The following is a 26,266-nucleotide window of genomic DNA, read 5'->3' as shown; positions in this document are numbered from 1 at the left end:
ATTATCCTGCTCTACTGTTAATAAAGCGTACATTCCGGAGATAGCCAGCGGAGTTTTGATATTAAACGCTTAATTCTTTACTATGAGGATGTTATATGGATAAACAACTTAATCCTCTTGCCTTGTCCCGGGAAAATCTTGTAACGCTTCTCAAAAAGGCCGGATTCCGGGATATGACAGCAGAAATGTTGCAGGAGGATATTGACGGCGGAGTGCCGGTAAACGCTGACGGCACTATCAGCCTTGTGAAATATATGGCGTGGATAATCAGGGAGGTTCACAGTAATGGCGACAATGAATCCGGCCAAACTGCGGCCGAGTGAAGCGGTTCGGCTTATCAACTCCACCCCACTGCATGATGTTCTGAATGACCGGCAGTTACGCCGTCACAGAGAAAGAGCAGGATTCCGGATTTCCGATGATAACGGTCAGAGTATAAATCTGTTCAAATATGCCGCCTGGTTGCGTGAACAGTTATTTATAAAACAGAATACTCCTGTGCAGACCTATGAGGAAAAGAAAAATGCTGTCCGCAACCGGAATATTGCTTTGGCATTGGCGGGGCGGGACATCGGTGATTTGCCGGAAGTGGAGAACCCGGAACTCAAGGAAATGTGCAGAAATGATTTCAAACTCTTCTGCGAATCTTATTTTCCCGGCAACTTTACACTTGCCTGGAGTGATGACCATCTGAAAGTCATCAACCGCATTGAAACCGCAGTTTTGCGTGGCGGACTTTTTGCACTGGCAATGCCCCGTGGCTCCGGGAAATCAACCTTGACCGAGTGTGCCGCATTATGGTCTATGCTCTATGGTCACAGAGAATTTGTAGTCCTTGTCGGAGCAACAGAAGCTGCAGCACTTGAAATGCTGGAAAGCATTAAAACAGAATTGGAAATCAATGACAATCTTGTTGCGGATTTTCCGGAAGTCTGTTTTCCCATATCTGCCCTTGACGGCATTGCCAACCGCTGTGCCGGACAGCTCTACAAAGGAGAGAGAACCCGGATCACCTGGACCAGCAATGAAATCGTTTTGCCAACTATTGCTGAAAGTCCTGCATCCGGCATCATCGTCCGGGTAGCCGGTATTACCGGCCGTATCCGTGGAATGAAATACAAGCGCAGTGACGGCAGAAATGTCCGCCCCAGTCTTGTAATCATTGATGACCCGCAGACTTCCGAATCTGCAGGCAGTCTTGAACAGACCAGAAAAAGAGTCCGCGTTCTTGCCGGAGATATTCTCGGTCTCGCTGGCCCCGGTCAGAAAATATCAGGCATTATGCCATGTACCATTATCCGGCCCGGGGATATGGCAGATACGATTCTCAACCGGCAGACTCATCCTGACTGGAACGGTGAAAAAACAAAGATGCTTTATACAATGCCCAAAAACATGAAGCTCTGGGAACAGTATGCTGACATCCGGGCAGAGTCGCTGCGGACCGATGGAAATTTCCAGGCAGCAACAGAATTTTATGCAGAACACCGGAAAGAAATGGATGAAGGAGCAGTTGTTGAGTGGGAGGCTCGGTTCAATGATGATGAGATCTCTGCTCTGCAGCACGCTATGAATCTGAAGTTCCAGGATGAAGCGGCATTTATGAGCGAGTATCAGAATGAGCCTCTGCCGGAAGATATGGGCGATGATGTCATGCTCTCTGTTGATGAGATCGCCAGTAAAGTCAACGGATTGAAACAGGGACGCATCCCATTGGAGTGTGACCGGGTAACGGCATTTATTGATATTCAGAAATCTCTTCTGTTTTATGCAGTCACCGCCTGGTCGGAAAATTTCAGCGGTGCGGTTATTGAGTATGGAGCGTGGCCCGATCAGCACAACCGTATTTTTTCTCTTGCTTCTGCCAATCCGACAATACAGGCAAAGTTCCCCAATGCCGGATTGGAAGGGTGTCTTTACGGAGCATTATCCGAATTGACAGATGATCTGCTTTCCCGGGAATGGGAGCGTGAAGATGGAGCATTGCTGAAAATAGAAAGAGCCATGATCGATGCCAACTGGGGACAAAGTACGGATGTGGTCTACCAATTCTGCCGACAGAGTCAATGGGCAGGCATTCTTTTTCCTGCACACGGACGCTATGTCGGGGCAAGCAGCAAACCGATGACTGAATACAGAAAGCAGCCGGGAGACCGTCTGGGATTTAACTGGATGATGCCGAATGTTGTCGGCAAAAGAGCTATACGGCACGTGATATTTGATACAAACTTCTGGAAATCATTTATCCATGCCCGCCTTGCAGTTCCTATGGGTGACCGGGGATGTTTGTCATTTTATGGACGCCACCCTGCGCTTCATCAACTTATTGCAGAACACCTGACTGCAGAATACAGGGTAAAAACCACCGGGCGTGGCAGAACTGTTGATGAATGGAAACTCCGTCCGGAACGCAGTGACAACCATTGGCTGGACTGCCTTGCCGGTTGTGCGGTATGCGGTTCTATGCTCGGAGCAACTATGCCGGAGTTCGGAATTGCGACTACCCGTAAAGCCGTGTCCGGTCCGGCAATGCGTCTTTCGGATATCCGCAGAATGAAAACTGGAGATTTACCAGCATCTCCGGCACTTTCAACACAAGGTCTGAAACTCTCTGAAATCCAGAAAAACAGAAAAAAATGAAAAAAATTGAATTTTTTTCAAAAACAGTGAGACAAAATCGGCATATCCGGGAGAGAAACTGGGTAGAACAAAAACAAAGGATTTTCAATATGGATTATGGAAGTATTTGCAGCGGTGTTGAAGCTGCCGGACTTGCCTGGAAAAAGCTCGGATGGAAGGCAAAGTTTTTTGCTGAAGTTGAGCCATTTCCCTCTGCGGTACTGATGCACCGTTTTGGAGCGACAAAACCGCTCCGTACACTTGATCCTGATTCGGCAGAAAGCGAAAAGGAACGGAAACTCCGTGTGACCTGGCAAAAACAGATTGCCGAGTTTCCTTCCAGTGGAACTGTTCCGAATCTGGGAGATTTCACAAAAATAACAAAGGATGATTATGAAGGAAAAATTGAATTGCTTGTCGGTGGGACCCCCTGCCAGTCCTACAGCCTTGCCGGATTGCGGAAAGGACTCTCCGATCCCAGGGGCAATTTGGCCCTTGAATTTGTCAGGCTGGCTTACCGCACAGATGTCCGGTGGACAGTCTGGGAAAATGTACCGGGCGTACTATCGAGCGGAGGCGGACGCGATTTTGCCAGCTTCTTATCGCTCCTCTGCGGATGGGAAGTCCCAGTCCCTGAAAAAGGATGGGGAAAATCAGGAATTGTCACTTCCGCCCCAGGATGTTTCAGCTTGGCATGGCGAATTTGCGACAGCCAATATACAAGAGTTCCCTCGTTCCCGCGAGCTATTCCCCAACGGCGAAGAAGACTCTTCGTGGTCGGATACCGTAGCCAGCCTATCGGAAATCCTTTTGACTGGCAGTATCCCGCAGCGGTACTTCTTGACGGCGAAATGCGCGACCGGGATAATCCGCCGAGCCGAAAGACGCGGCAAGACTCTGCCATCTCTTCTGTTGATGGCTCTGCAGAGACAGGCGGCTTGCACAGAGTAAGTCATACCGTGCGGATGCGTGAGGGTTGCTCCGGTGGCGGGAAAGGACCGCTGATCAGTACGGAACGCTCTCTTACTTTGGCAACTGCCAATGACCAGACGCTGGTGCAGTGGTGGGACGGCAGTGAAAAAGCCGACACTCTGACTTGTACCAGCAATAATCAGCTGATGCCGGATAAGAAAAAACTGCAATGCGTAATTGATATGCGGCAAGTCGATGTCCAGGAAGAAGAAGTTTCTCCGACCCTGATTGCCACCGATTACAAAGGTGGAAAAGCTGTGTACGAAGAACCGGAAGTCATTTGTTATGAAAATCATGCCAATGACAGCCGAGTCACAGAAACTGATGGAGTTTCTCCGACAATCACCGGAAGATGCGGCACAGGCGGAAATAATCTTCCGCTGGTGCAGGATGTTCTCGGATTTATCAAAAATGATGCCGGTGGCAATCAGGAGGGATACTGGGAAGAGGTTTTCCCCACGGTCAGAAGTCAGGTGATCCCGGCAGTAGCGGTCAAAGAGTGTTTTAATATCTCTCCCTGCGATGCCAACGGAACACGTGCCGACCGTCCCAATGGCGGTCTGTATGTGACCAAAGCTGAAGCAGGCAAAACCGTTACCGCCAACGGCCCGGGAACAGAAACTGTTGTCATTGAAAGTGAAGTAATTGCACTTGATGGTGACAAAATGGCAAAGGCAGAGCGCAAGGGGGGGTCCGGACTTGGCATCAGCGAAGACGGAGTGATGTATACCCAGACGGCAAAAGATGTTCACGCCGTAGCATATCAATCACCGCAAGGAGTTGATGTCTACAATCAGCAGATCACCGGGGATGTTGCAGGAACACTTACTTCTGCCAGCGGAGAACCGAATACTTCCGGTCCCAAGGTAATGAGCAGAGCAACTGTCCGCAGACTGCTCCCGGTTGAATGTGAGCGTCTTATGGGATTTCCTGACAATCACACCAGGATTCCCTGGAAAGGAAAACCGGAAGAGGAATGTCCGGATGCTCCACGCTACAAGGCCTGCGGAAACAGTATGTGCGTCAATGTTATGGAATGGATCGGTCTGCGGATTCAGAGAGTGGAAAACTACATCAAGGCAAAGATGACTGCCGGTAAAGCGGAATAATCACTTTGCCAGTTTTTCAAAGGATTTGGCATAGCGTTTGCCGAATTTGAGTATGGACTTACGGACTTTTTCGGTCTTTGCCATATCCTTATTCTGCTGCAATTCTGTTGCCATAAAAAATCCCTTTCGATAAAAAAATCACGCAGTAATATAATCCATAACACCGTAAAAGTCAAGGAGTTTTATGTCAGAAAACCAAGAGAATCTTGAGGAAAAAATCCGTCAAAATGCCACTGGTCCTAAATCCGTGGATATTGACGGTCAGAAAGTAGAACAGCATTCCATTGCAGACCAGATCGCTGCAGATGAATATCTTGCCAAAAAGAAAGCTCTGCGCAGAGGTAGCGGTCTGAAAATTACCAAACTCAACCATTCAGGAGCAGTATAATGCTGAAAAAACTGAAATCAATGTTCCGCAGCAGAACCCCTCCTGCGGAAAACCCGGTCAGGGTAATCGGCAGATTTGATGCGGCACAAACTACCCGGGACAACATCCGGCACTGGGCAATGGCCGATTATCTCTCTGCAGACCAGGAGGCAAATCCGGAGATCCGCAAAACTCTCCGTATGCGCTCCCGGTATGAAGTTGCCAATAATTCCTATGCAAAGGGATTGGTGCAAATGCTTGCCAATGACACCATCGGTACTGGTCCGCGGATTCAGTTGCTGACGGAAAATGAGCATTACAACGATGAGATCGAACGGGAGTTTATGGCGTGGGCTGAAGCGATCCGTCTACCGCAAAAACTGCGGATGATGAGAGTTGCCCGGTGTCAGGACGGTGAATCTTTTGCCGCAATGGTCACAAATCCCAAGGTAAATCACCCGGTCAAAATGGATATTCAACTGCTTGAAGCAGACAGGATTGCCGGTGAATTGCAATGGAAGAACGATGACAATAGCGTTGATGGCATCACCTACGATGACTGGGGAAATCCGGTAAGTTACCGGGTTCTGAAATACCATCCGGGAGATGAAAAGTTCTCTACTGTGTGGGAAGCGTTCCATATTCCGGCAGAGTATATGCTCCATATTTTCCGGGCAGACAGACCCGGATTGCACCGGGGGATACCGGAACTGACAGCCGCACTTCCGCTTTTTGCTCAACTGCGAAGATACAACTTGGCGGTACTGTCTGCCGCTGAAGCTGCTGCAGACTTTGCGGCAATTCTTTACACGGATGCTCCCCCGGACGGAGAAGCAGAAAGAGTTCCGCCAATGGATGCGTTGGAGTTGGAACGGAATATGATGCTCACCGTTCCTGCCGGATGGAAGATGGCACAGTTGGATGCAAAACAGCCGACTGCCAATCATGCAGAATTTGTCAAAATCATTCTGTCGGAAATCGCCCGGTGTGCTGTATCTACATACGGTTCGGTATCTGGTGATTTCAGTGGTCACAATTACGCCAGCGGCAGACTTGATAATCAACTTTACCATAAAAGTGTGCTGGTAGACAGAGCCTTTTGGGAATCAGAAGTGCTGAATCAGATTTTTGCAATGTGGTTCAGAGAATATTCCCTGGTCAATCCCACCGGAGAGTTCCGGACGCCGCGTCACACATGGTTCTGGGACGGATTTGTCCATGTTGATCCGACAAAAGAAGCAAACGCCCAGCAGATAAGACTTGCAAATCATACCACTACTCTGGCTGCCGAATGCGCCAAAGACGGCCGTGATTATATGTCGGTACTGCGGCAGAGAGCAAAAGAAATCAAACTGATGCGGGAGTACGGCATCCCTGTTCCGGGAGAGCAACCGGCATCACAACCCACGGAATCAGAAGAAGATTCCCAACAACAGGAGAATGAAAAAGATGAGTGAATTTACGCTCATTGAAGCTGCCAATGGTGGCAAGCCGAAAGTTGCTGGACTTGCCTACGGCGGTGGAAAGATGAATTTGCCGGGATGGAAATTCCCGGTAGTGGTCGATCTGGCGGGAATGGAGATCCCTGATACCGTTCCTTTGCTGACAAACCATGAAAACAAAACTGACAGCCGTGTCGGAATGATTTCAGCCAGCGTCAAAAACAATGCTCTGGAAATCACCGGAGAAATCGTTTCTGACAGTAAGGACGCCCATGACATCGTGGCCCAGTCCAAGGCAGGAGCTGACTGGCAGCTCTCCATCGGTGCGGATGTCAGAGAGTGTGAATTGGTGAAAGGCTCCCGCGAAGTCAACGGCCAAACCATTGACGGTCCCTTTTATCATATTCAGAAATCGGTATTAAGAGAAGTTTCCGTGGTGGCGGTCGGCGCGGATGCTTCTACAAAAATGCGTGTTACCGCCCAATTCAATCTTATCAATAACAAAGGAGAAGTCATGACTGACGAAAACAAAAATCTGAAAGCGACGGGTGCAGAAAATGCGGAACTGGAAAAAGATGAGCGCAAGGCACAGCCGGAGGAAGTCAAAGCAAAAGCTGAAGTGGACCTTGCTGCGACTGCAAAAGATGCCGCTGTGGCTGCTGTCAAAGCAGAGCGTGAACGCGTGAGTGAAATCCAGGCAATCTGCGCCGGTGAATTTCCTGAAATTGAAAAGCAGGCTGTTTCTGCCGGTTGGTCTCCTGAAGTGGTTACCAAAAAAGTCCTTGAAACTCTCCGTGCCGAACGTCCTGCCGCCAGCGTCAATATTGCCATCCACAGTAAACCGGAAGGCGGTGAAATGCGTAAAACCCTTGAAGCAGCAATGAGTCTGCGTGTCGGAGTTTCTGCCGATGCTCTGGAAAAATCCTATGGAGCGCAGACTGTTGAAGCGGGGATGCGTGAAATGGATATGCCCCTCAAACAACTGATGGTGGAGTGCATGAAACTTGACGGTATTCCTTACAGTCGTGGCTTTGACAATGAAACTATCCGTGCCGCTTTCAGTTCTGTTTCCCTGCCGGGTATTCTTTCCAATGTGGCAAACAAAAAACTGCTTCAGAGCTACGAAGCCCAGCCGGTCATCGCTACCAAACTCTGTTCCACCGGGGATCTCAATGATTTCAAAGAAACGGAAAGATTCCGCTTGACGGATGTCGGTGATCTGCTCCCGGTTGCCGCTGACGGTGAAATCAAGGACGGTGGTCTGTTGGAAGAAGCTGCGACCAACCGTTTGGAAACTTACGGCAAAAAATTCTGCCTGACCAGAAAAATGATCATCAACGATGATTTGAACGCCTTTATGAAAGTTCCGGTTGCCATGGGTAACAGAGCGGCAAGATTGATCGATCAGCTCTTTTTCTCCCGTCTGCTTCAGAATCCCGCCCAGAATGATGGTAAGGCTCTGTTCCATAACAGCCACCGCAACATTCTGACCGGTGCATCCAGTGCATTGTCTGCCGACTCTCTCAAAAAAGCGGTTCAGCTCTATCTGGATCAGGTGGATGCGGACGGACAGCCGATCTCCGTTGAACCCCGGTATCTGCTTGTGCCGACTGCATTGAAACATCTTGCCATTGAACTCACCCGCGGAGCTACTCTGGTGATGAGCGGCGGTACTGAAAACACTGTCAGACCGGCAATCAATGTCCTTGCCGATGAAAATCTGCAGGTGGTATCCAGTCCTTACCTCGGCAACGCGGCCTATGACGGTAGCAGCCAGACTGCCTGGTATCTCTTCGGTGATCCGCGTACTGTGGATACTTTTGAACTCGGATTCCTCAAGGGCAAACGCACTCCTACCATTGAGCGTGGCGAAACTGATTTCAATACGCTGGGTATGTGGTTCCGCGTTTACTTTGATATCGGCGTCCGTGAGCAGGACTTCCGCGGTATGGTGAAAGCCAATGGTGCTGCCTGATCTGACAGAAATATTCAAAATTTGGAGAAAACTTTATGATTGCACGTTATGTTCATGAGGGCAAGTCCCTTGATTACCGTCCGTCCGAAGCTGTTGCTGCCGGAGAAGTCATTGTTCTGGAATCTCTTGTCGGCATTGCCAGACTGGATATCGCTTCTGATACTCTGGGTTCTCTTGCGGTGACCGGTGTTTTTGAAGTTGCAAAGGCATCCGGAGAAATTTCCGCAGGCGTTCCCCTTTACTGGGATGCCAAGAACAAAAATGTCACCACTGCTGCTGCCGGTAACATCTACATTGGTAAAGCAGTTGCCAGTGCCGCATCTGCGGATGCAACCGTTCATCTCCTGCTTAATGCTCCCTATGTGGCAGCAGTCACTGCGTGATGAATATCATGGAACAGGCTGCTCAATGGCTTGATTCCCAACGGCGCAATACCCTCTCTGTTCCGGCGGTTTATATCTGCCGGGGCGGAGAGAGTTTTAACATCTGTGCCACTCTGGGAAGAACGCTGTTCAGAGCCGAAAATGAATACGGTATGACGATCCGGACAGAATCGCGGGACTTTATTGTTTCCGCAGCAGATTTGCCGGTCGATCCGGTACAGGGAGATACAATTCAGTATGATGGACGCAAGTATGAAGTCCTTGCTCCCAACGGAGAACCGGTCTGGAGATGGTCCGGTTCACAGCATCTTGTCCGCAGGATCCATACCAAAGAGATAGGAATAATATAATGGCAAACGGAGATATTCCCGACCATCGGGATCTTTGGGACGCGGTCAATCAGTCCCGGCTTGAGCTTGCGGAGTTAAAGGGTATGATAAAAATGCACTTTGAAGCAGGACAGCATCATTATCCGCCCTGTAAACCGGCATCCGATATGCAGAAAACAATGCTTTCTGCGTTGGGAGCTGCTTTGCTGGCTCTGCTTGCGGCAATCGGCAATATTGTTGTAGCGTTCCTGAAAGGAGGAGCATGAGCGAAGTCTTGAAACTCGCAGAAGCTGTAACTGCAGAACTTGCAGAATACAATGCTGAATTGCTGTTTTACCCGGAATTTGAACTCCGGGATTTGGAAACCATGAAAGTGGCAGTAGTACCTGTTGCCACAGAATACAAAACCCTTTCCCGTGCATCCCATGAAGAACTTCTGAAAGTTCAAATCGGATTTATGAAACGGGGAATTGAGGATGAACTTCCGGAACTGCTTCACACTGTGGAGCGTATCGGCCTGGGATTTCTCAACAAAAAACTTGCCGGAGCAATTTGCATCGGCGTTGGGTACAACCCCATCTACAGTCCCGAACATCTGCGGGAAAGACGGCAGTTCACTTCCGTCATGGAACTCACCTTCAAGCAGATACGCTGATGATAAAAGGTGCAGATGTAAGAGTTGAATTTGATACTCACGAACTGAAAAGAACGATTCAGAAAAGCGGCACAAAACCACTTACCCGTGCCGGAGCATACATCCGGAAATCAGCCCGGAATACTGTGTCGAGGTCAAAACATTCCTCCGCACCGGGAAAACCTCCGCATACCAGACGCGGATTACTCAAACGCTCAATCCTCTTTGGCGTAGAAAAGGAACGGATGACTGTTGTCATCGGTCCGGCTGAATCTTTTATCGGTATCTCAATGACGGCTCATGAGTTCGGCGGTATGTACCGCAAAAGAAAATACCCAAAGCGTCCGCTTATGGGACCTACACTTGTAAAAGTCGCTCCCCAGTTGCCAAAACTGTGGGAAGACACTCTCAAACCTTAAAAACAGGAGTTTTATTTATGGCTGTTGTTCTTGGTCTTGATGCAATTCTGATGCGTGGCACTGCCGGTCAGACCGCTGCCACTGAAGTCAAAAATGTAAAGGATCTCACCCTTTCTATGGAATCCGGAGAAGCAGATGTGACCACCCGGGCCACCAGCGGTTGGAAAGCATCTATCGCTACTCTCAAAGAAGCATCTCTGGAATTCGGAATTCTGTATGATACGGAAGACGCAGATTTTACTGCATTCCGTGATGCCTACTTCGGCAATACCCCTCTTGCTCTTTTTGTAACTGACGGGAATGGCAGCGGATTGGATGCCGACTGGTCCATCACCGGATTTTCCGTTGAGCAGCCTTTGGAAGAAGCATTGACTGTAAGCGTCACTGCAAAACCGACTGCATCCACCCGTGCCCCTGCGTGGGTATAAAAACATATTTATATAAGGAGTATGCCCAATGAAAAGTTTTACCGATAATGCCGGACGTATCTGGACCGTGGCAGTAAATGTTGCTGCCATTAAACGTGTCCGTGCGATCTGTGATGTGGATTTGAATGCCATTGTGGAAATGGATGAGAAAAACAATCCCAGCACCAAACTTCTGGAAAAACTCTCCACCGATCCGGTTCTGCTCGTTGATGTTCTCTATGCAGTCTGCAAAAATGAAGCAGATGCCCAGGGCATCACCGATGAGGATTTCGGCAGAGCTATGGCAGGAGATGTTATCGATCATGCCACTGCTGCTCTTCTGGATGAGATCGTAAATTTTTTCCCGGAAGCGAAGCGTCAGGCGTTTCAGAAGATCCTCTCTGCCACCCGACGCTTCGAAAAGATTGCCCGGGAGAAACTGGAAAGCCTGATCAGCGACGGCAGGTTCGAGGAAGAACTGGTCTCAAAACTGGAACAGTTGACCGGCTTGTCTGCGAATGTGCCGGGATCTGCGGAATAAATCCTGATCCGTTCACTCTGCGGGAATTGCTGGTTATGGCAGAGGGGCGCGGAAGATTTGAGTGGAACAGAACAAGCTCTCTTATGGCACTTCTGGTCAACATCTTCCGTGACCGTAAAAAGGGAAAATCAGTAAAACCCGCAGATTTCAATCCATATCAGCAGCATTCCGGCAGGGAAAAACCGAAAATACGGATATCCGTTGCTGAAATGAAACAAATGCTGACAGAACCGGAAAGGATGGTGACCCATGGCAGGGGCAAGTGGTAATGTAAGAGCCGGTAAAGCCTTTGTAGAGCTTATGCTTGACCAGAGCAAACTTGAGCGTGGCTTGAAATCGGCACAGGCTAAAATAAGAAATTTCGGAAATTCTCTCACCTCTGCCGGAAAAAGTATGGTAACTGTGGCAACTCTTGCCGCAGCTCCATTTGCTTATGCAACAAAAACTTTTGCCGGTTTTGATGATGAGATGCGTCTGGTCAAAGGTGTTACCGGAGCAACGGAAAAGGAGTTTAAATCTCTGACCGCAGTTGCGGAAAAACTCGGACGGGAAACTTCCTTCACCGCCAGACAGGTTGCCGAAGCAATGACGGCTCTGGGACGAATGGGGTTCAAACCCAAGGAAATTGAAAATGCAATTCCTGCGGTATTGAACCTCTCCCGTGCTACCGGGACTGATCTGGGAGAAGCTGCTGAAATCGCCGCAAATAATATGCGCGTATTCGGCATTGAATCTTCCCGGATGACAGAGGTTGCAGACATCCTTACAGCAACTGCCAACGGCTCTGCACAGACGCTGACAGACCTTGCCGAGGGATTGAAAATGGCTGGACCGCAGGCGGCGGCAGCCAAAGACAGCATCACCAATGTATCCGGGGCATTGGGCGTTTTGGCAAATATGGGTATTCGCGGATCGCTTGCTGGTACAGCACTGCGTAAGGCATACAGTCAGTTTGCCAATACCAAAATCCAATCCAAACTCAAAGCCGTGGGTATTGCCACTACTGATGCCAATGGCAATTTGAGAGCAATGCCGGACATTATGGCAGATATCGCAAGACATATGAACAGCCTGCCGACCGCTTCAAGAATTGCTTTCGCGGAAGAGATTTTTGACCTGCGCGGCTCTCTTGCCGGTTTGCAGTTAGGCGGCAATATCACCCAGTTGGAAGAGTTTATTCAGAAACTTAAAACCGTACAGGGGACTGCCGCAAGTACCGCCCAGGAGATGGATGCTGGCATCGGTGGAGCTTTCCGAATCTTCATGTCAGCCGTTGAGGGATGCCAAATCGCTATCGGCAGAATCATCGGAGAAGCTCTTACTCCGTATATGAAAAAGTTGTCCACCGTATTGACTGGGGTTGCAGAGTGGATTGCAGCTCACAAGGAAGTAGTTATCATTGCAGTAAAGGTTATTGCAGGATTTCTTGCTGCCGGAGTTGCATTGATAACGCTTGGACTTCTATTCAAGGGCGTGGCGATGGCTGTCGGAGTTCTTTCTACGGCATTTACTGTTCTCAAGACAGTGATCCTCGCTCCGATTATTGCTATAAAAGCTCTGATGGCGGCGTTTGCATTGCTGAAGACAGTAATGATCACCACCAAGGTAGTGGCATTGGCAATGTGGACGGCGATCGCATCCCCGGCATTTCTGGTCGGAGCGGCATTGGCCGTTCTGGTCGGAGTTGTCTGGAAACTTACCGGAGCTTGGAAAATCTGCGCCGATGCAGTGGGTGGTCTTGCAGGTGATTTCAGAACTGCGTTTGCCGCAATAAAAGATGTTGTCGGTAAGACTTGGGAAGTTATCAAAATCGCATTGGCATCCGGAGATCTTGCCGGTGCTGCCAAGGTTGGACTTGCAGCTCTGAAAGTTGTCTGGCTGCAAGGGGTGTTCCCTTTGAAAAAAGCATGGCTCGAACTGAAAAACTTTCTTGCCGATGCCTGGACAATAGTGATTTACTCTATTCTGAAAGGTGGATATCATCTCTGGTACGGACTTCTTTATGGTTTTCAGTATCTTTGGAAATGCATTCTCAAGGTATGGTATCCTCTGGTAAATTTCCTTGAGGACTCCTGGACAGTGACATCAACTGCCATTCTGAAGCTCGGCAACGATCTCTGGTACGGTCTCCTGGTGGGATTGAAATATATCGGAAATGCTATGCAAAAAGCGTGGAATTATATCTGGGACGGCATTGTCAGTGCTTTTGAGAAAACCGTTCTGGAAATCCAGAAAGCGTGGATCCGCACCAAAGGACTCTTTGATTCCGAAGAAGAAGTCAATGCCGAAATTGCTGTTGTTGAACGGCAGTACAATCAGCGTCAGAGTGCCAGACGGCAACGCTCTGCTGATGCAGAACGGCAATCTGACCGGGAACTTGCTTCTCTGAAAAATGAATGGAGCAGTGCCAATACCGGTCTTGATAACGCTATGTATGCCAGACTCAACGAAAGTAAACGGCGTGCGGATGCCGGTCTTGCTGAAGCCAATGCTCCGATAGATACCTCTGAATGGGATGCTACCATCAAAGGTGCAGAAGATGCTATGAATCAGGAAATTGCTGAAAATCAGCGGGAATACAGTCAGGCTCTTTCCGGAGCTGCAGCAGAAATCAATGCCGCAAAATCAGAATGGCAGTCTGCAATGGACGAGGTGAAACAGCGTGCGGCTGAAAAAGCTGCACAAATCGATGAAGCCAAGGAAAAATCTGAAGCTGCAACAGAAAATACCAGAAATGCTGAAACCCGCTTCAATTCCTCCTTCGGCGGTGGCAAAGCAGTCGGTGCGTGGAGTGCAGAAGCTCTTGATGCTATGCTCGGTGGAGCAAATAACGCCCAGGAGAGAACAGCAAGAGCATCGGAACAGATCGTTTCAAATACCCGGGAAACAAACCGGCAAATCAAAAAACTGCAAGGCGGTTCAACTGCCGCCTTGACCTACGGATAAGGAGAAGTTATGTCAATTACTGTAAAACAGGCGTGGACAGGCGTGGACTTATCTCTGGAACAGGGTTCCGGGAGCAACTCAAACAGCACTGCAACAGTTACTTATATCGTTGAGGGGACGGAAGATGATATTACCGCCTGCACCAGTGCCTATGAGTTTGCTCCCGATGAATTTTCAGAGATACCGAAAAAGTCCGCTTCTGTTGCAGAACGCCTTACAGAAAATGCCTGGAAGATAGAAGTAAACTATGGTTCTGAAAGTAAATCATCATCCGGAGAAAGCGGGTCAGAAGATGATGAAGCCACGATGAATTTTGATTGTTCAGCAGGCACAAAGCATATGACGCAGGCAATAGAACAGACCTGCGTTTATGCCGGAAGCGGCGAATCAAAAGACAGTTCCGATGAAGCATCTGCAGTTCCTATCGGTTGGAACGGCAAAGATGGTTCAGAATCCGAAGCTGCCGGGGTGGATGTTTCCATCGGTGAACTCCGTGAAACTTATACCAAGACTATGAGCAAAAGTAAAGTCACCGGTACAAGCTGGAAACGGAAAGTTGCGGAACTTGTCGGAAAAGTAAATTCCGGCAGTTTCAAAGGATGGAATGCCGGAGAAGTGATGTTCCTCGGATGTTCCTACTCCGCTCCGTCAAAAGGTAGTAAAAAAGTTTCTGTCAGTTTTCATTTTGCTATACGGCTGAATGAAAGCAAAGCCACTGTTGCCGGTCAGAATATCGGCAGCAAAAAAGGTTTTGAGTACCTCTGGGCACTGACCGATGATGAAGTCCGGGATGGAGAACGGAAACGAAAAGTCCGGAAAATCTACAAAGCCGTAGTCTGTGAAACAGATGGTTTCGGCGGATTGGGGATTTGACAATGGCGTTTTTTCCTCATGTTAAAAAAGGAGATGCCTTTCAGCCTAATGCCCTGTTGGAGAACAATGTCCGGGATGTTGTCAACGGACATAACTCCATCGGAGCAAGGGTGACAAAAGGTGTCGGCAACAGCAGTATCCGCATCCCGGTCTGGAATGCATCGGATGAGGAACTTCCTGCCGGTTCAGCCGTGACAGTAGACTTGAAAAGTGAAGAAGATACTCCTGCCGGAATTTTCCCATGTATCCCTTTTGACGGAAGTTGTCAAACCTGGGGAATCCTGCCAACGGCGTTACAGCCCGGAACAGTCGGAGATTGTATCATCGGCGGTGTTTCACTGATACAGATGTCCGGTACAGGGAAAGTCGGAGATTGCATTGCCCCGGTTTTCAAAGATGGGGAAGTTACCAAAGATTTTGTCACAGTACCCTCAAGTCCGGCAAAGTTGATTTATGCTGATGGAAAAGTCGGCATGGTACATTTTACCGAGCCGGGGTATCACGGATACTTCAAGCTGGTTCTGATGAAGACCTCCGGTAAAGCTCCGGATGAGGATGATTCCAGCAGTTCTGACAGCTCCAGTAGCAGCAGTTCCAGCAGCAGTTCTTCTTCGTCATCATCCGGGAGCAGCTCATCAAGTGGCAGCGGATCAAGTTCTTCCGGAAGTGGCAGTTCAAGCTCTTCCGGGAGTTCTTCAAGCGGGAGCAGCAGCTCCTCAAGTAGTTCTTCCAGCAGTTCCTCAAGTTCCGATGGCCCGGACTTGCCAGGTGGCAGCGGTATCCTCGGTTTATCAAACGGCCGTTTGGTTCTGTATCCGGTCGGCAGTTGCAAAGATGACGGAGATGATGATGACTCTTCAGACGATGATGATTCCTCGGATGATGATTCTTCAAGTTCCGACAGTTCCGACAGCAGTTCTTCATCAGACAGCAGCAGTTCCGACAGCAGTTCTTCCGGAAGTGGCAGTTCAAGTTCCTCCGGGAGTTCTTCAAGCGGAAGCAGCAGTTCTGGCAGTTCCAGTAGCTCCAGCAGCTCCTCATCTTCAAGTTCTTCATCTTCTTCAGAATCAAGTTCATCGGATGATGATTCCTCAAGCTCCGGAGATCCGGGAGATGATGACGGAGATGAATTGATGCTTGCTGTAGTGGACGGGGCTGATTATTCTGCCGGTAGTTGCGGATTCATTGATATGGGAACAAACCGGATCAATGTTCCCCGCTGTGCATTTTCCGACTGGGATCGAAAAACCACGCTTTACTGTTATCTGCAAAGCGGCGGTTCCGGGATATCGGTAAAACTTGAGTCCAGCTATCCGCACCCCACGGATGGGAAACTCCGTCATCTTCTGGGACGGCTGATTTACCGGAACGGAGCATACTCTGTCATCCAGGAACAGCATGGTCCGGTAACTGAAAACTATCACATGATGCTGGGAGATTTATATGTCATCTAACGGAAGTGTCTGGCTGAAAAATGGAAAAGTCATTATGCGGGGCGGAGAAGTTTTTCTCTACCCCAAATGTCCGTGTGACTGCGAACCGACTGTTCTCGGCAGTAAAAAACTCAATGGTTCTTCGGAAAATGAAGAGGAAAAGTGCTGGGATCTTACTCCGTATCAGGGGAATGAAATCGGCACTCCCGGTTTTTATTGGCGACTGATTGAGGTCGGAGATCCCCGGGACTGCGGCGGTTCTCAATACGGCAGTGGCAATATTGATGAATGCGGAAAACTGGTAGGTCTGCAGGATGAATACTGCTCAACTTACAGTTATGACGGTTACATGGAATTACAGCAGGGTTGCCCGGATGAAGAGGGAAATATAAAATGGCCCTGTCCGGAATAAGGAGTGAAAATGTTTGAATTTGAAAAAAATATAAAAAGCCATATGCCTTTTGTGGCGTATGCCCCGGGGGACTGGCGGCATGGTCGGCAGTTCTGCTGTATAATGATTAACGGAAAGTGGAAAATCCACCAGTACAAAGACGGCAAATGGCAGAGAGTGAATACCGGACTTCCGGAGGATGCCACCGAGTGTTCACCCACTGCTGAATATCTCTTTGGCGTATGGCATCTTACTTTCATTGCCGGTGGTGCAGAGGGTAACCGGATGTTCCGGCTTTACCATATTGCCGACCTTGACAAAGGTGTTCTGCCGGTTGCGGTCTGCCCCGCAGATGTGGGATTTCTGCAGAAAAATAAATTTGTCCACGCCACCCGGCACGGTCCCATTATCATAGAGGATGCCGGAAAAACCTACACCGTTGCAATCAAGGATGCGGAATACCTCTACCGGGTGAGCTATGATCCCCATAATCCTAACCGCCTGTTCATTTCCGGACAGACTGTTGATGGGAAGATTTTCAGCAGAATCTATCAGTACAAAACCAATGATCTCTGGGAATTGGAGTGTGACGGATTCCCCGCCTACAAGGTGGCATACGCCAATGGGACATACTTCTATGCCTTGAAAGTCGGCAACGGCTTTGAGGACCGCAGAATCGTTGCAGCCAGAAATGTCCGTACCAAAGTTCTGCCGGAAATCCTGCTCATTGACTGCAAGGTGGAAAAGAATGACCGCAAAGCAGCATCTGTATCAGAGGAGTTTGAATAATGGCTTGTAACTGTCATGGTAAAAACGGCGTTTCTGTTGGATGGACTTCTGCCTACGATCAATGCACAGCCTGTGCAAGAAAACATATCAAAGCGGCGTGGAGCAAATGGGGGGAGTTCACTTATGAAGAAGATAACCGGGATTACTGTTCCGCGCAGCTCCGGGATGCAGCAGATCACCTCAAATATGAGCATCGTGAAACGGCTCTCAAATGCCGTGACCTTGCCATGGTGATTGAGGAAAACAGAGATGCGGAGTTTGGCAGTATTGCTGCTGAACTTGATGCTCTGCGTACCGAGAGCCGGGAACTCTTCTATGCAGACCACCCGGATGCTAAACGCCGGTTGGAGGTTTTGAAAAATGGTTGATATCATAATCCCCCTTGGAACCGGCAGCAAAAACAACAATGATGAACTCCGGATCTTTCTCCGCTCCATTGAAAAAAATGGCATCGGTTACCGCAAAATTATTGTAGTTGCAAGTGAAATACCCAACTGGTTACAAAATGTAACCACTTTGCAGATGGCTGATACCCTCAAGCATAACAAGGACGGCAATATCATCCGCAAAGTTCTGTTTGCGCTGACTGCAGTTCCGGACATCACTCCGGAGTTTGTCTGGTCTTCCGATGACTGCGTTTTGCTGCAAGAGTTTGATTTCAGCACAGTTCCTCCGATTTATAACGCCCGGAACAAGGAGCGTTTCCCTGTTGACGGGAGCATTTGGCAACGGCGTATCCGCAGAACTTTTGAGTTCTTTGAAAAGCGGAATCTTCACCTGAAGCATAATTTTGAAAGTCATGTTCCCCAGCGTTTGCCGGGACGGAAACTTCTCCGGGCAATGCGGAATACAGACTATCAAAGTGATATCGGATATGGGATCAATACCCTTTTTCACGGACTCCTGGGCATCACCGGAGGTTTTGAACAGAAACTTTTCAAAGTGACCTGTGAAAGTGAAAAAGTTCCCGCCTTGGATAAAGTTCTGCTCGGATACAATGACAAGGGATTTGCCACCTTGAAAAAAGAACTTTTCCGGATGTTTCCCGGCAAATCAAAATATGAAAGGTAATTATGCAGACTATTACATTATATGTAAATGCAGAAAGCACTCTCGGCGTGGTGCGTGATTACGCCAATGCCAGAAATGCTTCTGCCCCGACTCTGACGCGGGGAGTATCTGCCTGTCTTAAAATGCGGATCTTTGCCAGCGGTGAAAATGCAGATCCTTATCCTTTGAACGAGTTGGTCAACATTCCGGCATGGCAGTGGGTAATGGATGATGATTTTGATTCCGGCAGCAATTATATCCTGGTTGCGGATCATGCCGGGATCAATGTCCAGTCGGTAACAGAGATCATCAATGAAACGGAATATACCTTTACGGAATTCACTATTCCACTTTCAGAAATGAATACCGCAGAGCTGAATACGCTTCTGGGCAAGCAGGAACAGGTGGCTACGCTCAACGGAGAACTGGTAGGACTGGATGAATCCGGTTCAGAAGTCTTTGTTCTGCAGGTCAAGGGATTCACCGTCCGCAACCGTATCAGCAGTACCGGCAACCCCACCGAAATCGCAGCCGAATATCTGAATGAAGCTCAAGTCCGGGCATTATGTTCTGCCGGATTTGAACTTATCTTTTCTGAAACAGCTTCTGAAACTGCCGCAGATTGGCATTCCCCGCAAGGAGAAAATGACAAATTTTTCCGGTTGCGGCTCAAAGGAGACAGCCGCATTTGGCAAAGCGGCAATGCTGCTGATTACGGATGGAGCGATTGTTTCGGATTGCTTACCGGAGCGCAGGGCGAACCGGGAACGGATGGCAAAACCTTTTATGCCTATACTGCTTTTGCCACTGCCGCAGACGGCACGGACTTTATTACAGATGGAACAGAATGGACCGCTGACCACAAGTTTATTGCTTTTCTGACCAGTGAAAAAGCAGAAGTTACGGCAGAAGACTTTGCCGGTCTCTGGGTAAAATTCATCATTGACAGTGCCGCCAATATAGCCGTTGCCGATGAGGGGAATTACTTCTCCGGTACTACTGTTGAATCTGTTTTTCAGGAAATCGGCAGTATGCTGGTTGGTCTGGAAGATTTGCTTAAGGAGATTTGATATGAGTGTGGCAAGTGAACTTACACGGCTTTCCGCTGCCAAAGCGGATCTCAAGCGTGCCATCAATGCCAAGGGCGGTATGTTGGTCAATGAACGGCTTTCGGAATACGCTTCTGCGGTGGATGCCCTGTTGCCGGAAGATTTCGGAAACAGAATCCGATTCATTGATTATGACGGAACGGTTCTCAAAACCATGTTTATTGCAGAAGGCGAATCAGCAGAACCGCCCACTCCGCCGGAACATCCGGGAATGGTGTTCCAGGGATGGAACTGTGAATACAGCAATATCTCCGGTCACCGGGACATTGGAGCAATCTATACCACTGAAAGCGGTGCAGCTGAATTTGATGTCAGAATGGAGATTCCCACCGGGCTGACCGTCACTTTTTATCCTTATATAGAAAGCGGAACTCTGCATATCGACTGGGGCAACGGCAGTTCAGATGATATTACTGCCACCGGGAGACAGAGTGTCAGTTTCACCTATGCCGACTATGGAACATATACAATAAAAATGAAAATCTCCGATGGCGGCAGTTGGTACATCCCGGATTATTTCTGTCAGGGCAGCAGTGGCAACTATTACCTGATTGCCGCAAGGATCGCCGGAATCCGGCAGATGAGCAATTATGCTTTTCAATATAAATACGGTCTGCGTACCATCACTATGGACAGAACTCTGCAATCCATGGGTGAGCAGATATTCTATGAATGCCGTTCACTGGTTGCGATTGTTTTTCCGGATTCTCTGACATCTATCGGCAGATATTCTATGCAGTATTGCTATGGATTGTCGCGGATCGTGTTTCCGGATTCCATTACCATCATTCCGGAGCAAGTCTGTTACAATTGTCATGTTCTTGATGGGGTAACATTTCCGGAGGGCATATCGGAAATTCATCCATATGCATTCCATGGGTGCTACTCCATCAATTATGTCAATTTTCCCAGTTCTCTGCGATCGATTCGCAGTTATGCGTTCTGCGTAAATTACGCCTTGCGGGAAGTCCGATTGCCGGAAGGTCTGGAATGGTTGGAAGACCGGGTATTTCAGGATTGCTATGCAATGGAGAAAGTCAATCTGCCTGAAAGTCTGACAAGAGTCAATGGCTACATTTTTCATCATTGCAGGAATTTGCGGCACATCAACATTCCGTCAAGTTGGACAAGCATTCCCAATGGGTTATGCTACTGTTGCTACAGTTTAGAATCCATTGAGATCCCGGAAAATATCACTTATATCGGGGATGAAGCATTCTATGAATGTTACCGCCTGACAGAAGTAAAGTTGCACGCCGATATTACCACTATCCGCAGTGGCGCATTCCGTTATTGCCGTGCTATGAGAGATTATTACTGCTACCGGGAAACGCCGCCTACGTTGAGCAGCAGCAATGTTTTCAATGACATCCCCGGCAGTTGCATCATCTGGGTCCCCAAGAGTACAGACAGAACCATTCTGACGGCGTACAAAACCGCTTCAAACTGGAGTAATTATGCAAACTACATGAAAGAGATGGAGGAGTAATATGGCAATTCAAAAAGAACTTTTCGGAGAAAATGCTGACGGAGTGAAACTTTACCGCACCTTCAGCGATGAGAACAGAAAAATCCTGCAAGTTGAAACCGGCATCATCTTTGACGATGCGGTGGATATCGAAGGAGCAGAGTTCACCTATCTGGAAACAGATGGCGTGATTGACCAAACGGAGAAAATTAATGCAAATTGATTGTTACGGCTTTGAAGCTACCAGTATCCATTTTCAGCGCCGGAAGCTGCTTCCTTATATTATAAAGCAGTCCGGTGATGTTCATTACATCTGTTTTTCCAATGCTGAAATCCGTCCTGTTCACCGGATAACCCAAATCCCGGAAACAGCAGAAACCATTATTGAATGGGCATACGGCAGATGGGAAAACGCTGAAAATCTCATTTACCGTCCCATCAATGAAACATTGGAGGTGCAGCGTGCCGATAGGGTATGATCCATTACTGGGGGAACTGCGTTCATCCAATGCAAAACTGATTGTTCCGCAGGCTCCATATTTCCCCAAAGAACCGGTTTTGCATCTGCCATTGCGGGATTTTGTGAAAGACATCTCTCCGTATAAGCACGCCATTACAGGTGATACAATGATTTTTACTCCTGATGGCTGGGCAAGTGGCACGTTGGAGTTTCCATTGCCTAAAGGGAATATCACAGATATAACCCTGATGGCAAATGTAATGTTCACAGGTGGCGGTCGCGGAAATATGTTTGGCATTGACAGCGAAGATAATGCCTTCTTCTGGCAATACCGGATGGGGACAAGAACGGTTCTGGAAACTTGGGACAGCTCCTATGATCATGATTTTGACCAGGCTATGACTGGTGATCCTTTCCATTTGGCAGCCACGCTTTCCAATAACATTATCACTATATATGTAAATGGTGAGCTGTGGGAGCAGACAGAGTGGAGTCCGCTTCACTTCCCCGGTGCAACCTTTTATATCTGGGATCATTGGGGAATGCTCTCTGACGTGAGACTCTACGAAACCTGCCTTTCAGAAGCAGAAATATGGGATATTTATCAAACTGACAGGAGGTAAAATGTACGCACGTTTCATTGATGAATTTACAGTAATCCCCGCTCCGGAGGAATACTGGGGCATCCGGAATTTCAACAAGAATCCGGAGATTATGAAGCAGTACGGTTTTCTGCCAATGGAGTCCGCTCCGCAGAAAAAACATATGCGTCCCCATTATGAGCTTGCAGATGGCATCATCCGCAAGACCTATGTGGAGTATGCCGGAGATGCTCTGATTGATTACAGGAAAAAAATGATCGAGCGTCTGCAAACTGTTTTCAAGCAGTATGAGCAGAAATATCTCAACAGCAGTGACATCACAATGGCATCGACTCTTGCCGTTATGCGGAAACCCAAGGGGACTGCTGTGACCGTCTGGTTGAGCAATTTCTGGCAGAGGTATTTCCTTGAAAAGACAAAAATTGAAACTGCTGAATGTGCCGCAGATTTTTCTGCAGTAGAGTTCCGGGCAGATATGCTTGGAGAACCACCCCATACCATGCGTGAACTCTCTGAAGAATCTGCCGAACTCTATGCGGAAATAATCAAAGAAAGTAATGGTGTATGAACAGATTGAAAGAAATCAAAAAGTTACGGGCAAAAGCGGAGAGCCTTAAACTTGAAAATGCAGAAATCCTCCGCAAGTACAATATGCAGCAGCTCTGCTCAATTTATAACGGCATCGGTCCGGACGCTTTCCCGGACTGGCTGCGTGATGCTATTTCAGCATTGCACCCCAGTCTTGCTGTAGTCGCTCTGATTCACGATGTAGAGTGGCATGAAAGCGATTTGAGCAAAGAAGCTTTTGCAGAATCCAATGCCCGGTTCAAACGCAACGGTTATACCGCAGCGAAAGCAGAGTACGCCTGGTACGATCCCCGGCGTTACATTGTGATGAACCAGGCAAGACGCTTTGGCAATATCTGTCAGGCTCTCGGCTGGGCGGCATGGACCAGTCCCTGCGAGTGTGCTGTATGCAAGAAAAAAAGCAAACAGGAGAACAAAAACAATGCATAAAATTTTTTTCTTTATCGGAATTACCGTGATTTCCCTTGCCATGACCGGATGCGGACATAACGCCATCCAGTATGGTGACGGAGTTGGATTTGATGTCGGCATCAATCCGGAAAACTGCGCTCTTTCCATGAATCTGCGTTACGGAAAAATCCTCTCGGCCGTGACCAGGGACAATGTAGAGATCGAGGTAACTGGCAAAGCCAATGCTGACGGAACAGCCGGAGCTGAAAGCAAAACCGGAGTTGCCACCGATGGAAATCTTAAAATCAAAATAGGCAGGCAAATCAACGGAGCAACGGTTGACCTGATTGAAGCCGGGGCAGATCCGGACAAAGTAGTAGAGTCTCTGTCCGGTAAATAACTGTCACTCCATCTATTTCAAGCCCATATGGAACTTCCCCCGGTTCTGTATGGGCTTTTTTTGTTTATTATCGCAGAAATATCATTAAGTCATTGGATATTAACGCATTAGCACGCTTAATTATGTATAGTACAAAGCAAAGCCTTAACATACAAGGAGATACATAAAAATGACTAAAGAACAGATGCAAAAAGAGATTGCCCGCCTGAACCACAAAATCGAGCTGGAGCTGACAGAAATCAAGAACCTCGCCCAGCGGATTCTCAACGGAGCAGATAATCCCTATAACATCACCTTCCACACGCCGAGCCGGATGCTTGCCCAGAGCGAAAATACGCTCAAGGAACTCCTCGCCCGCCGCGACACCCTCAAAGAAATCCTCGGGGAGGAATAAGCGATGAAAGTAGAGCTGAACATCACCGGCACGGCACAGGCCTGCAACGAGTGGACATTCGCCACTGCGACCGCCAACGGCAAAGAGTTCCGCATCATGCTGGTGCGGTTCGAAGAGCCGAGCAACTACGGCATCCGGCAGGGCAGAATCAGCAAACTCTGGATGAGCAACGTCGAAGACGGCGAGTTCATCAACTATGACCGGGGATGGGATATGCGCCCCGCCACCACCGAAGCCAAGGCGGTACTTGCCGCCATAATCAAAAAATTCAACTGAAAGGAAATGCAGATGTCAACATCAGCAGCAATCGGAATCAGAGAGCCGGACGGCACGGTCAGAGCTATCCGGCTCAACTGGGACGGCTATGTCGCCCACGCAGGAGCAATCCTCGGCGGATGGTACAAAACAGCTGAAGAGGTCAATGCCCTCATCGCCCTCGGCGATCTCAGCGAAATCAATGAAACGGTGGAAAGTTGCGTGGCGTACCACCGCGACCGTGGGGAGCAGTACCGACTCCCCAGAACCTTTGCCAGCGTGGAGGACTACCAGTATTGCGGTATGGGACAGATGAATGCCAACTACCTCTACATCTACGATGACGGAGCATGGCACGTCTACGGAATTGCCAGGACGTCCGAATGGATTGGACTGGAAGTAACAAAAAATATGGAGGACTGAATTATGGATCCGTGGTTCAACAAAAAATTCTGTGATCGGTGCGGCAAATCCCTGGCGGACGGCTTCAGCATGAGCCGGTTCAACACGCAGGCATTGTGCCATGACTGTCTTGAAGAGGAACGTCAGCACCCTGACTACCAGAAAGCGGTGGATGCCGAGCTTGCAGCACTCCGCTCCGGAAATCGTAACTTTGAGGGTATCGGATGGCCCGGTAAAAACGGGAGGGTGAAATAATGCCAGATACCAAGACCAACATCTCCGTGCAGCTTACCGGTACTGATGGAAATATTTTCAACATCATCGGCAAGGTCAGAGCGGCACTCCGCCAAAACGGACGTTCCGACCTCATCAAAGAATTCACCGATTACATCACCAGCAGCAGTTCTTATGAAGAAGCTCTCTGCCGCGTAATGGAATATGTCATCGTAAAATAAGGACCAGAATTATGCGTGCAGTAAAAATCGATCCCGTCAGCCGGACGGTCACGGAAATCAACCTCAAGAAAAATCCCAACAGTACCCTGCAGGAGCTTTATGAAATCATCGGATGTGACCTTGTGGAACTGGTGCAGATAGACCGGGACATGGTCATGGTGGTGGATGAAGAGGGCAAATGCAAAGATGTCCGAGGAGCGTTCACCTTCATTGGCTGGGGAACGGTAATCGCCGGAACAGCAATCATCCTCGGTGGCAGTGGAGAACGCTTCAAGGCTTTGCCGGAGAACCTCGCATCCTTTCAGATGATGACGGAGTGGGTAGAACCGAAAGATGTCCCACCGCCGCAAGCCGCGGTAATCGCAATACAGTAAATTTTATCCGCTGGCAGACCGGAAAAAGTCTGCCTTTTTGTATTTTTATTACCTACATTTATTTTAAGCAAAACAAATTCACAGAAAATCGGAAATATTATTATTTTTCTTCTTGTAATTGCAATTTGCTATGGTATATTAGGAGTATTGTACGTAAGGTGGAGTATTGTCTCCGTTTTATGACAGTGGCTATTTTGACAACCGTTATATTTCAGCAAATGCGATCAAAAACCCGCCAAGTTTAAAAAGTTATTTGCTACAACATAGGTGAAATGTATCCGGTAGGATTGTGTCTACACATCTTGCCGGGCGCTTTCTTGTGAGTTGTAGCAGGCTCTTGGCGGGGCCTTGATCGCGCGCTTGGGAGCGTTCGGTTTTTATTTGGACGTTACCAAGCAGGCTGGATTTCGCAGCAGAAAGTTGTGGAATCGGCAGGCTCGCTAAATTTTAGAGGATTCTGATCATGAGAATGATAACTGCAACGACAGCATTTATGATGCCGCATCTCGGTATCAATCTTGCATTGTCAGCATTCTCGATATCCTCTACAGTTTTTCGGAACTCTGAAAAACTGTCTTGCGCGAACGAAGTGAGCGCAAGCAAGCAAGCAAGCAAGCAAGCAAGCAAGCAAGCAAGCAAGCAAGCAAGCAAGCAAGCAAGCAAGCAAGCAAGCAAGCAAGCAAGCAAGCA

36 protein-coding genes are annotated in these 26,266 nt (G+C 48.5%); all 36 read left to right on the top strand.

The annotated features are described in order from the left end of the window. The first annotated feature begins 95 nt into the window (after positions 1–95). Positions 96–323 carry a hypothetical protein gene (locus C8D82_RS14365; protein ID WP_116884979.1) on the top strand — a complete coding sequence of 76 codons (228 nt, stop codon included), beginning with the start codon at positions 96–98 and terminating at the stop codon, positions 321–323. After that, positions 286–2,640, top strand: coding sequence for a terminase gpA endonuclease subunit (locus C8D82_RS14360; protein WP_116884978.1), 2,355 nt, complete (start codon positions 286–288; stop codon positions 2,638–2,640). Before C8D82_RS14365 ends, C8D82_RS14360 begins: the two co-directional genes overlap by 38 nt. Continuing rightward, on the top strand, positions 2,637–4,700 hold the full coding sequence (locus C8D82_RS21630; RefSeq protein ID WP_207776143.1) for a DNA cytosine methyltransferase: 2,064 nt from the start codon (positions 2,637–2,639) through the stop codon (positions 4,698–4,700). Before C8D82_RS14360 ends, C8D82_RS21630 begins: the two co-directional genes overlap by 4 nt. Before the next feature lie 184 nt (positions 4,701–4,884). Then, entirely contained in the window at positions 4,885–5,088 is a 204-nt protein-coding gene (locus tag C8D82_RS20785) for a hypothetical protein (protein WP_133245222.1), read from the top strand. Continuing rightward, positions 5,088–6,524 carry a phage portal protein gene (locus C8D82_RS14340; RefSeq protein ID WP_116884976.1) on the top strand — a complete coding sequence of 479 codons (1,437 nt, stop codon included), beginning with the start codon at positions 5,088–5,090 and terminating at the stop codon, positions 6,522–6,524. The genes C8D82_RS20785 and C8D82_RS14340 overlap by 1 nt, the downstream gene beginning before the upstream one ends. Continuing rightward, positions 6,517–8,484, top strand: coding sequence for a phage major capsid protein (locus tag C8D82_RS14335; RefSeq protein WP_207776142.1), 1,968 nt, complete (start codon positions 6,517–6,519; stop codon positions 8,482–8,484). Before C8D82_RS14340 ends, C8D82_RS14335 begins: the two co-directional genes overlap by 8 nt. A gap of 35 nt (positions 8,485–8,519) precedes the next feature. Beyond that, positions 8,520–8,867 carry a DUF2190 family protein gene (locus C8D82_RS14330; protein ID WP_116884974.1) on the top strand — a complete coding sequence of 116 codons (348 nt, stop codon included), beginning with the start codon at positions 8,520–8,522 and terminating at the stop codon, positions 8,865–8,867. Beyond that, complete coding sequence (locus tag C8D82_RS14325; RefSeq protein ID WP_116884973.1) at positions 8,867–9,217, top strand: head-tail joining protein; 351 nt, start codon at positions 8,867–8,869, stop codon at positions 9,215–9,217. Before C8D82_RS14330 ends, C8D82_RS14325 begins: the two co-directional genes overlap by 1 nt. Continuing rightward, positions 9,217–9,462: a hypothetical protein gene (locus C8D82_RS14320; protein WP_116884972.1), complete on the top strand. Its 246-nt coding sequence runs from the start codon at positions 9,217–9,219 to the stop codon at positions 9,460–9,462. Before C8D82_RS14325 ends, C8D82_RS14320 begins: the two co-directional genes overlap by 1 nt. Next, the gene (locus tag C8D82_RS14315) at positions 9,459–9,851 is read left to right on the top strand and encodes a hypothetical protein (protein ID WP_116884971.1); all 393 of its coding nucleotides are present in this window, start codon (positions 9,459–9,461) and stop codon (positions 9,849–9,851) included. Before C8D82_RS14320 ends, C8D82_RS14315 begins: the two co-directional genes overlap by 4 nt. Continuing rightward, a complete protein-coding gene (locus tag C8D82_RS20780) occupies positions 9,851–10,249 on the top strand; it encodes a hypothetical protein (RefSeq protein ID WP_133245221.1) in 399 nt (132 codons plus the stop codon). The genes C8D82_RS14315 and C8D82_RS20780 overlap by 1 nt, the downstream gene beginning before the upstream one ends. Positions 10,250–10,266: 17 nt before the next feature. Further along, on the top strand, positions 10,267–10,677 hold the full coding sequence (locus C8D82_RS14310; RefSeq protein ID WP_116884970.1) for a phage tail tube protein: 411 nt from the start codon (positions 10,267–10,269) through the stop codon (positions 10,675–10,677). Between the two features lie 28 nt (positions 10,678–10,705). Beyond that, the gene (locus C8D82_RS14305) at positions 10,706–11,197 is read left to right on the top strand and encodes a hypothetical protein (RefSeq protein WP_116884969.1); all 492 of its coding nucleotides are present in this window, start codon (positions 10,706–10,708) and stop codon (positions 11,195–11,197) included. A gap of 83 nt (positions 11,198–11,280) precedes the next feature. After that, complete coding sequence (locus tag C8D82_RS20775; protein WP_133245220.1) at positions 11,281–11,466, top strand: hypothetical protein; 186 nt, start codon at positions 11,281–11,283, stop codon at positions 11,464–11,466. After that, positions 11,447–14,143, top strand: coding sequence for a phage tail tape measure protein (locus C8D82_RS14300; RefSeq protein WP_116884968.1), 2,697 nt, complete (start codon positions 11,447–11,449; stop codon positions 14,141–14,143). The genes C8D82_RS20775 and C8D82_RS14300 overlap by 20 nt, the downstream gene beginning before the upstream one ends. Before the next feature lie 9 nt (positions 14,144–14,152). After that, positions 14,153–15,016, top strand: coding sequence for a hypothetical protein (locus tag C8D82_RS20770; RefSeq protein ID WP_133245219.1), 864 nt, complete (start codon positions 14,153–14,155; stop codon positions 15,014–15,016). Positions 15,017–15,018: 2 nt separating this feature from the next. Next, the gene (locus C8D82_RS21625) at positions 15,019–16,470 is read left to right on the top strand and encodes a hypothetical protein (protein WP_207776141.1); all 1,452 of its coding nucleotides are present in this window, start codon (positions 15,019–15,021) and stop codon (positions 16,468–16,470) included. Further along, positions 16,460–16,861, top strand: a complete 402-nt coding sequence (locus C8D82_RS14285) for a hypothetical protein (RefSeq protein ID WP_133245218.1) — start codon at positions 16,460–16,462, stop codon at positions 16,859–16,861. The genes C8D82_RS21625 and C8D82_RS14285 overlap by 11 nt, the downstream gene beginning before the upstream one ends. A gap of 9 nt (positions 16,862–16,870) precedes the next feature. Beyond that, a complete protein-coding gene (locus tag C8D82_RS14280) occupies positions 16,871–17,629 on the top strand; it encodes a hypothetical protein (RefSeq protein ID WP_116884965.1) in 759 nt (252 codons plus the stop codon). Beyond that, positions 17,629–17,997: a hypothetical protein gene (locus C8D82_RS14275; protein WP_116884964.1), complete on the top strand. Its 369-nt coding sequence runs from the start codon at positions 17,629–17,631 to the stop codon at positions 17,995–17,997. Before C8D82_RS14280 ends, C8D82_RS14275 begins: the two co-directional genes overlap by 1 nt. After that, positions 17,990–18,700: a hypothetical protein gene (locus C8D82_RS14270; RefSeq protein WP_116884963.1), complete on the top strand. Its 711-nt coding sequence runs from the start codon at positions 17,990–17,992 to the stop codon at positions 18,698–18,700. The genes C8D82_RS14275 and C8D82_RS14270 overlap by 8 nt, the downstream gene beginning before the upstream one ends. 2 nt (positions 18,701–18,702) lie before the next feature. After that, positions 18,703–19,749 (top strand): hypothetical protein, encoded by a 1,047-nt coding sequence (locus C8D82_RS14265; RefSeq protein ID WP_133245217.1) that lies wholly within the window; start codon positions 18,703–18,705, stop codon positions 19,747–19,749. A 1-nt stretch (position 19,750) separates the two neighbouring features. Continuing rightward, positions 19,751–21,277, top strand: coding sequence for a leucine-rich repeat protein (locus C8D82_RS14260; protein ID WP_165833096.1), 1,527 nt, complete (start codon positions 19,751–19,753; stop codon positions 21,275–21,277). 1 nt (position 21,278) lies between these two features. Beyond that, positions 21,279–21,479, top strand: a complete 201-nt coding sequence (locus tag C8D82_RS14255; protein ID WP_116884960.1) for a hypothetical protein — start codon at positions 21,279–21,281, stop codon at positions 21,477–21,479. Then, positions 21,469–21,735, top strand: a complete 267-nt coding sequence (locus C8D82_RS21285) for a hypothetical protein (RefSeq protein WP_165833095.1) — start codon at positions 21,469–21,471, stop codon at positions 21,733–21,735. Before C8D82_RS14255 ends, C8D82_RS21285 begins: the two co-directional genes overlap by 11 nt. Next, positions 21,719–22,339, top strand: coding sequence for a LamG-like jellyroll fold domain-containing protein (locus C8D82_RS14250; protein WP_165833094.1), 621 nt, complete (start codon positions 21,719–21,721; stop codon positions 22,337–22,339). The genes C8D82_RS21285 and C8D82_RS14250 overlap by 17 nt, the downstream gene beginning before the upstream one ends. A gap of 1 nt (position 22,340) precedes the next feature. Beyond that, positions 22,341–22,886 (top strand): hypothetical protein, encoded by a 546-nt coding sequence (locus C8D82_RS14245; protein ID WP_116884958.1) that lies wholly within the window; start codon positions 22,341–22,343, stop codon positions 22,884–22,886. Next, positions 22,883–23,335, top strand: a complete 453-nt coding sequence (locus C8D82_RS14240) for a hypothetical protein (RefSeq protein WP_116884957.1) — start codon at positions 22,883–22,885, stop codon at positions 23,333–23,335. Before C8D82_RS14245 ends, C8D82_RS14240 begins: the two co-directional genes overlap by 4 nt. Beyond that, positions 23,328–23,696: a hypothetical protein gene (locus tag C8D82_RS14235; protein ID WP_116884956.1), complete on the top strand. Its 369-nt coding sequence runs from the start codon at positions 23,328–23,330 to the stop codon at positions 23,694–23,696. Before C8D82_RS14240 ends, C8D82_RS14235 begins: the two co-directional genes overlap by 8 nt. 169 nt (positions 23,697–23,865) lie before the next feature. Continuing rightward, positions 23,866–24,090 (top strand): hypothetical protein, encoded by a 225-nt coding sequence (locus C8D82_RS14230; RefSeq protein ID WP_116884955.1) that lies wholly within the window; start codon positions 23,866–23,868, stop codon positions 24,088–24,090. 3 nt (positions 24,091–24,093) lie between these two features. Next, complete coding sequence (locus C8D82_RS14225) at positions 24,094–24,366, top strand: DUF7678 domain-containing protein (protein ID WP_207776140.1); 273 nt, start codon at positions 24,094–24,096, stop codon at positions 24,364–24,366. 12 nt (positions 24,367–24,378) lie between these two features. Further along, positions 24,379–24,768: a hypothetical protein gene (locus tag C8D82_RS14220; RefSeq protein ID WP_133245215.1), complete on the top strand. Its 390-nt coding sequence runs from the start codon at positions 24,379–24,381 to the stop codon at positions 24,766–24,768. Between the two features lie 3 nt (positions 24,769–24,771). After that, the gene (locus C8D82_RS14215) at positions 24,772–25,002 is read left to right on the top strand and encodes a gamma-glutamylcyclotransferase (protein ID WP_116884953.1); all 231 of its coding nucleotides are present in this window, start codon (positions 24,772–24,774) and stop codon (positions 25,000–25,002) included. Then, positions 25,002–25,202 carry a hypothetical protein gene (locus C8D82_RS14210; protein ID WP_116884952.1) on the top strand — a complete coding sequence of 67 codons (201 nt, stop codon included), beginning with the start codon at positions 25,002–25,004 and terminating at the stop codon, positions 25,200–25,202. Before C8D82_RS14215 ends, C8D82_RS14210 begins: the two co-directional genes overlap by 1 nt. Before the next feature lie 11 nt (positions 25,203–25,213). Next, positions 25,214–25,576, top strand: a complete 363-nt coding sequence (locus C8D82_RS14205) for a DUF3846 domain-containing protein (protein WP_116884951.1) — start codon at positions 25,214–25,216, stop codon at positions 25,574–25,576. A 463-nt stretch (positions 25,577–26,039) separates the two neighbouring features. Continuing rightward, positions 26,040–26,266 (top strand): hypothetical protein (locus C8D82_RS20765; protein WP_207776139.1); only part of this gene is annotated, 227 nt, incomplete at its 3' end.

It is taken from the genome of Victivallis vadensis (genome assembly GCF_003096415.1).
GTDB lineage: Bacteria > Verrucomicrobiota > Lentisphaeria > Victivallales > Victivallaceae > Victivallis > Victivallis vadensis.
Note: the sequence above shows the minus strand (reverse complement) of the source record. Positions and strands in the feature narration are given on the sequence as shown.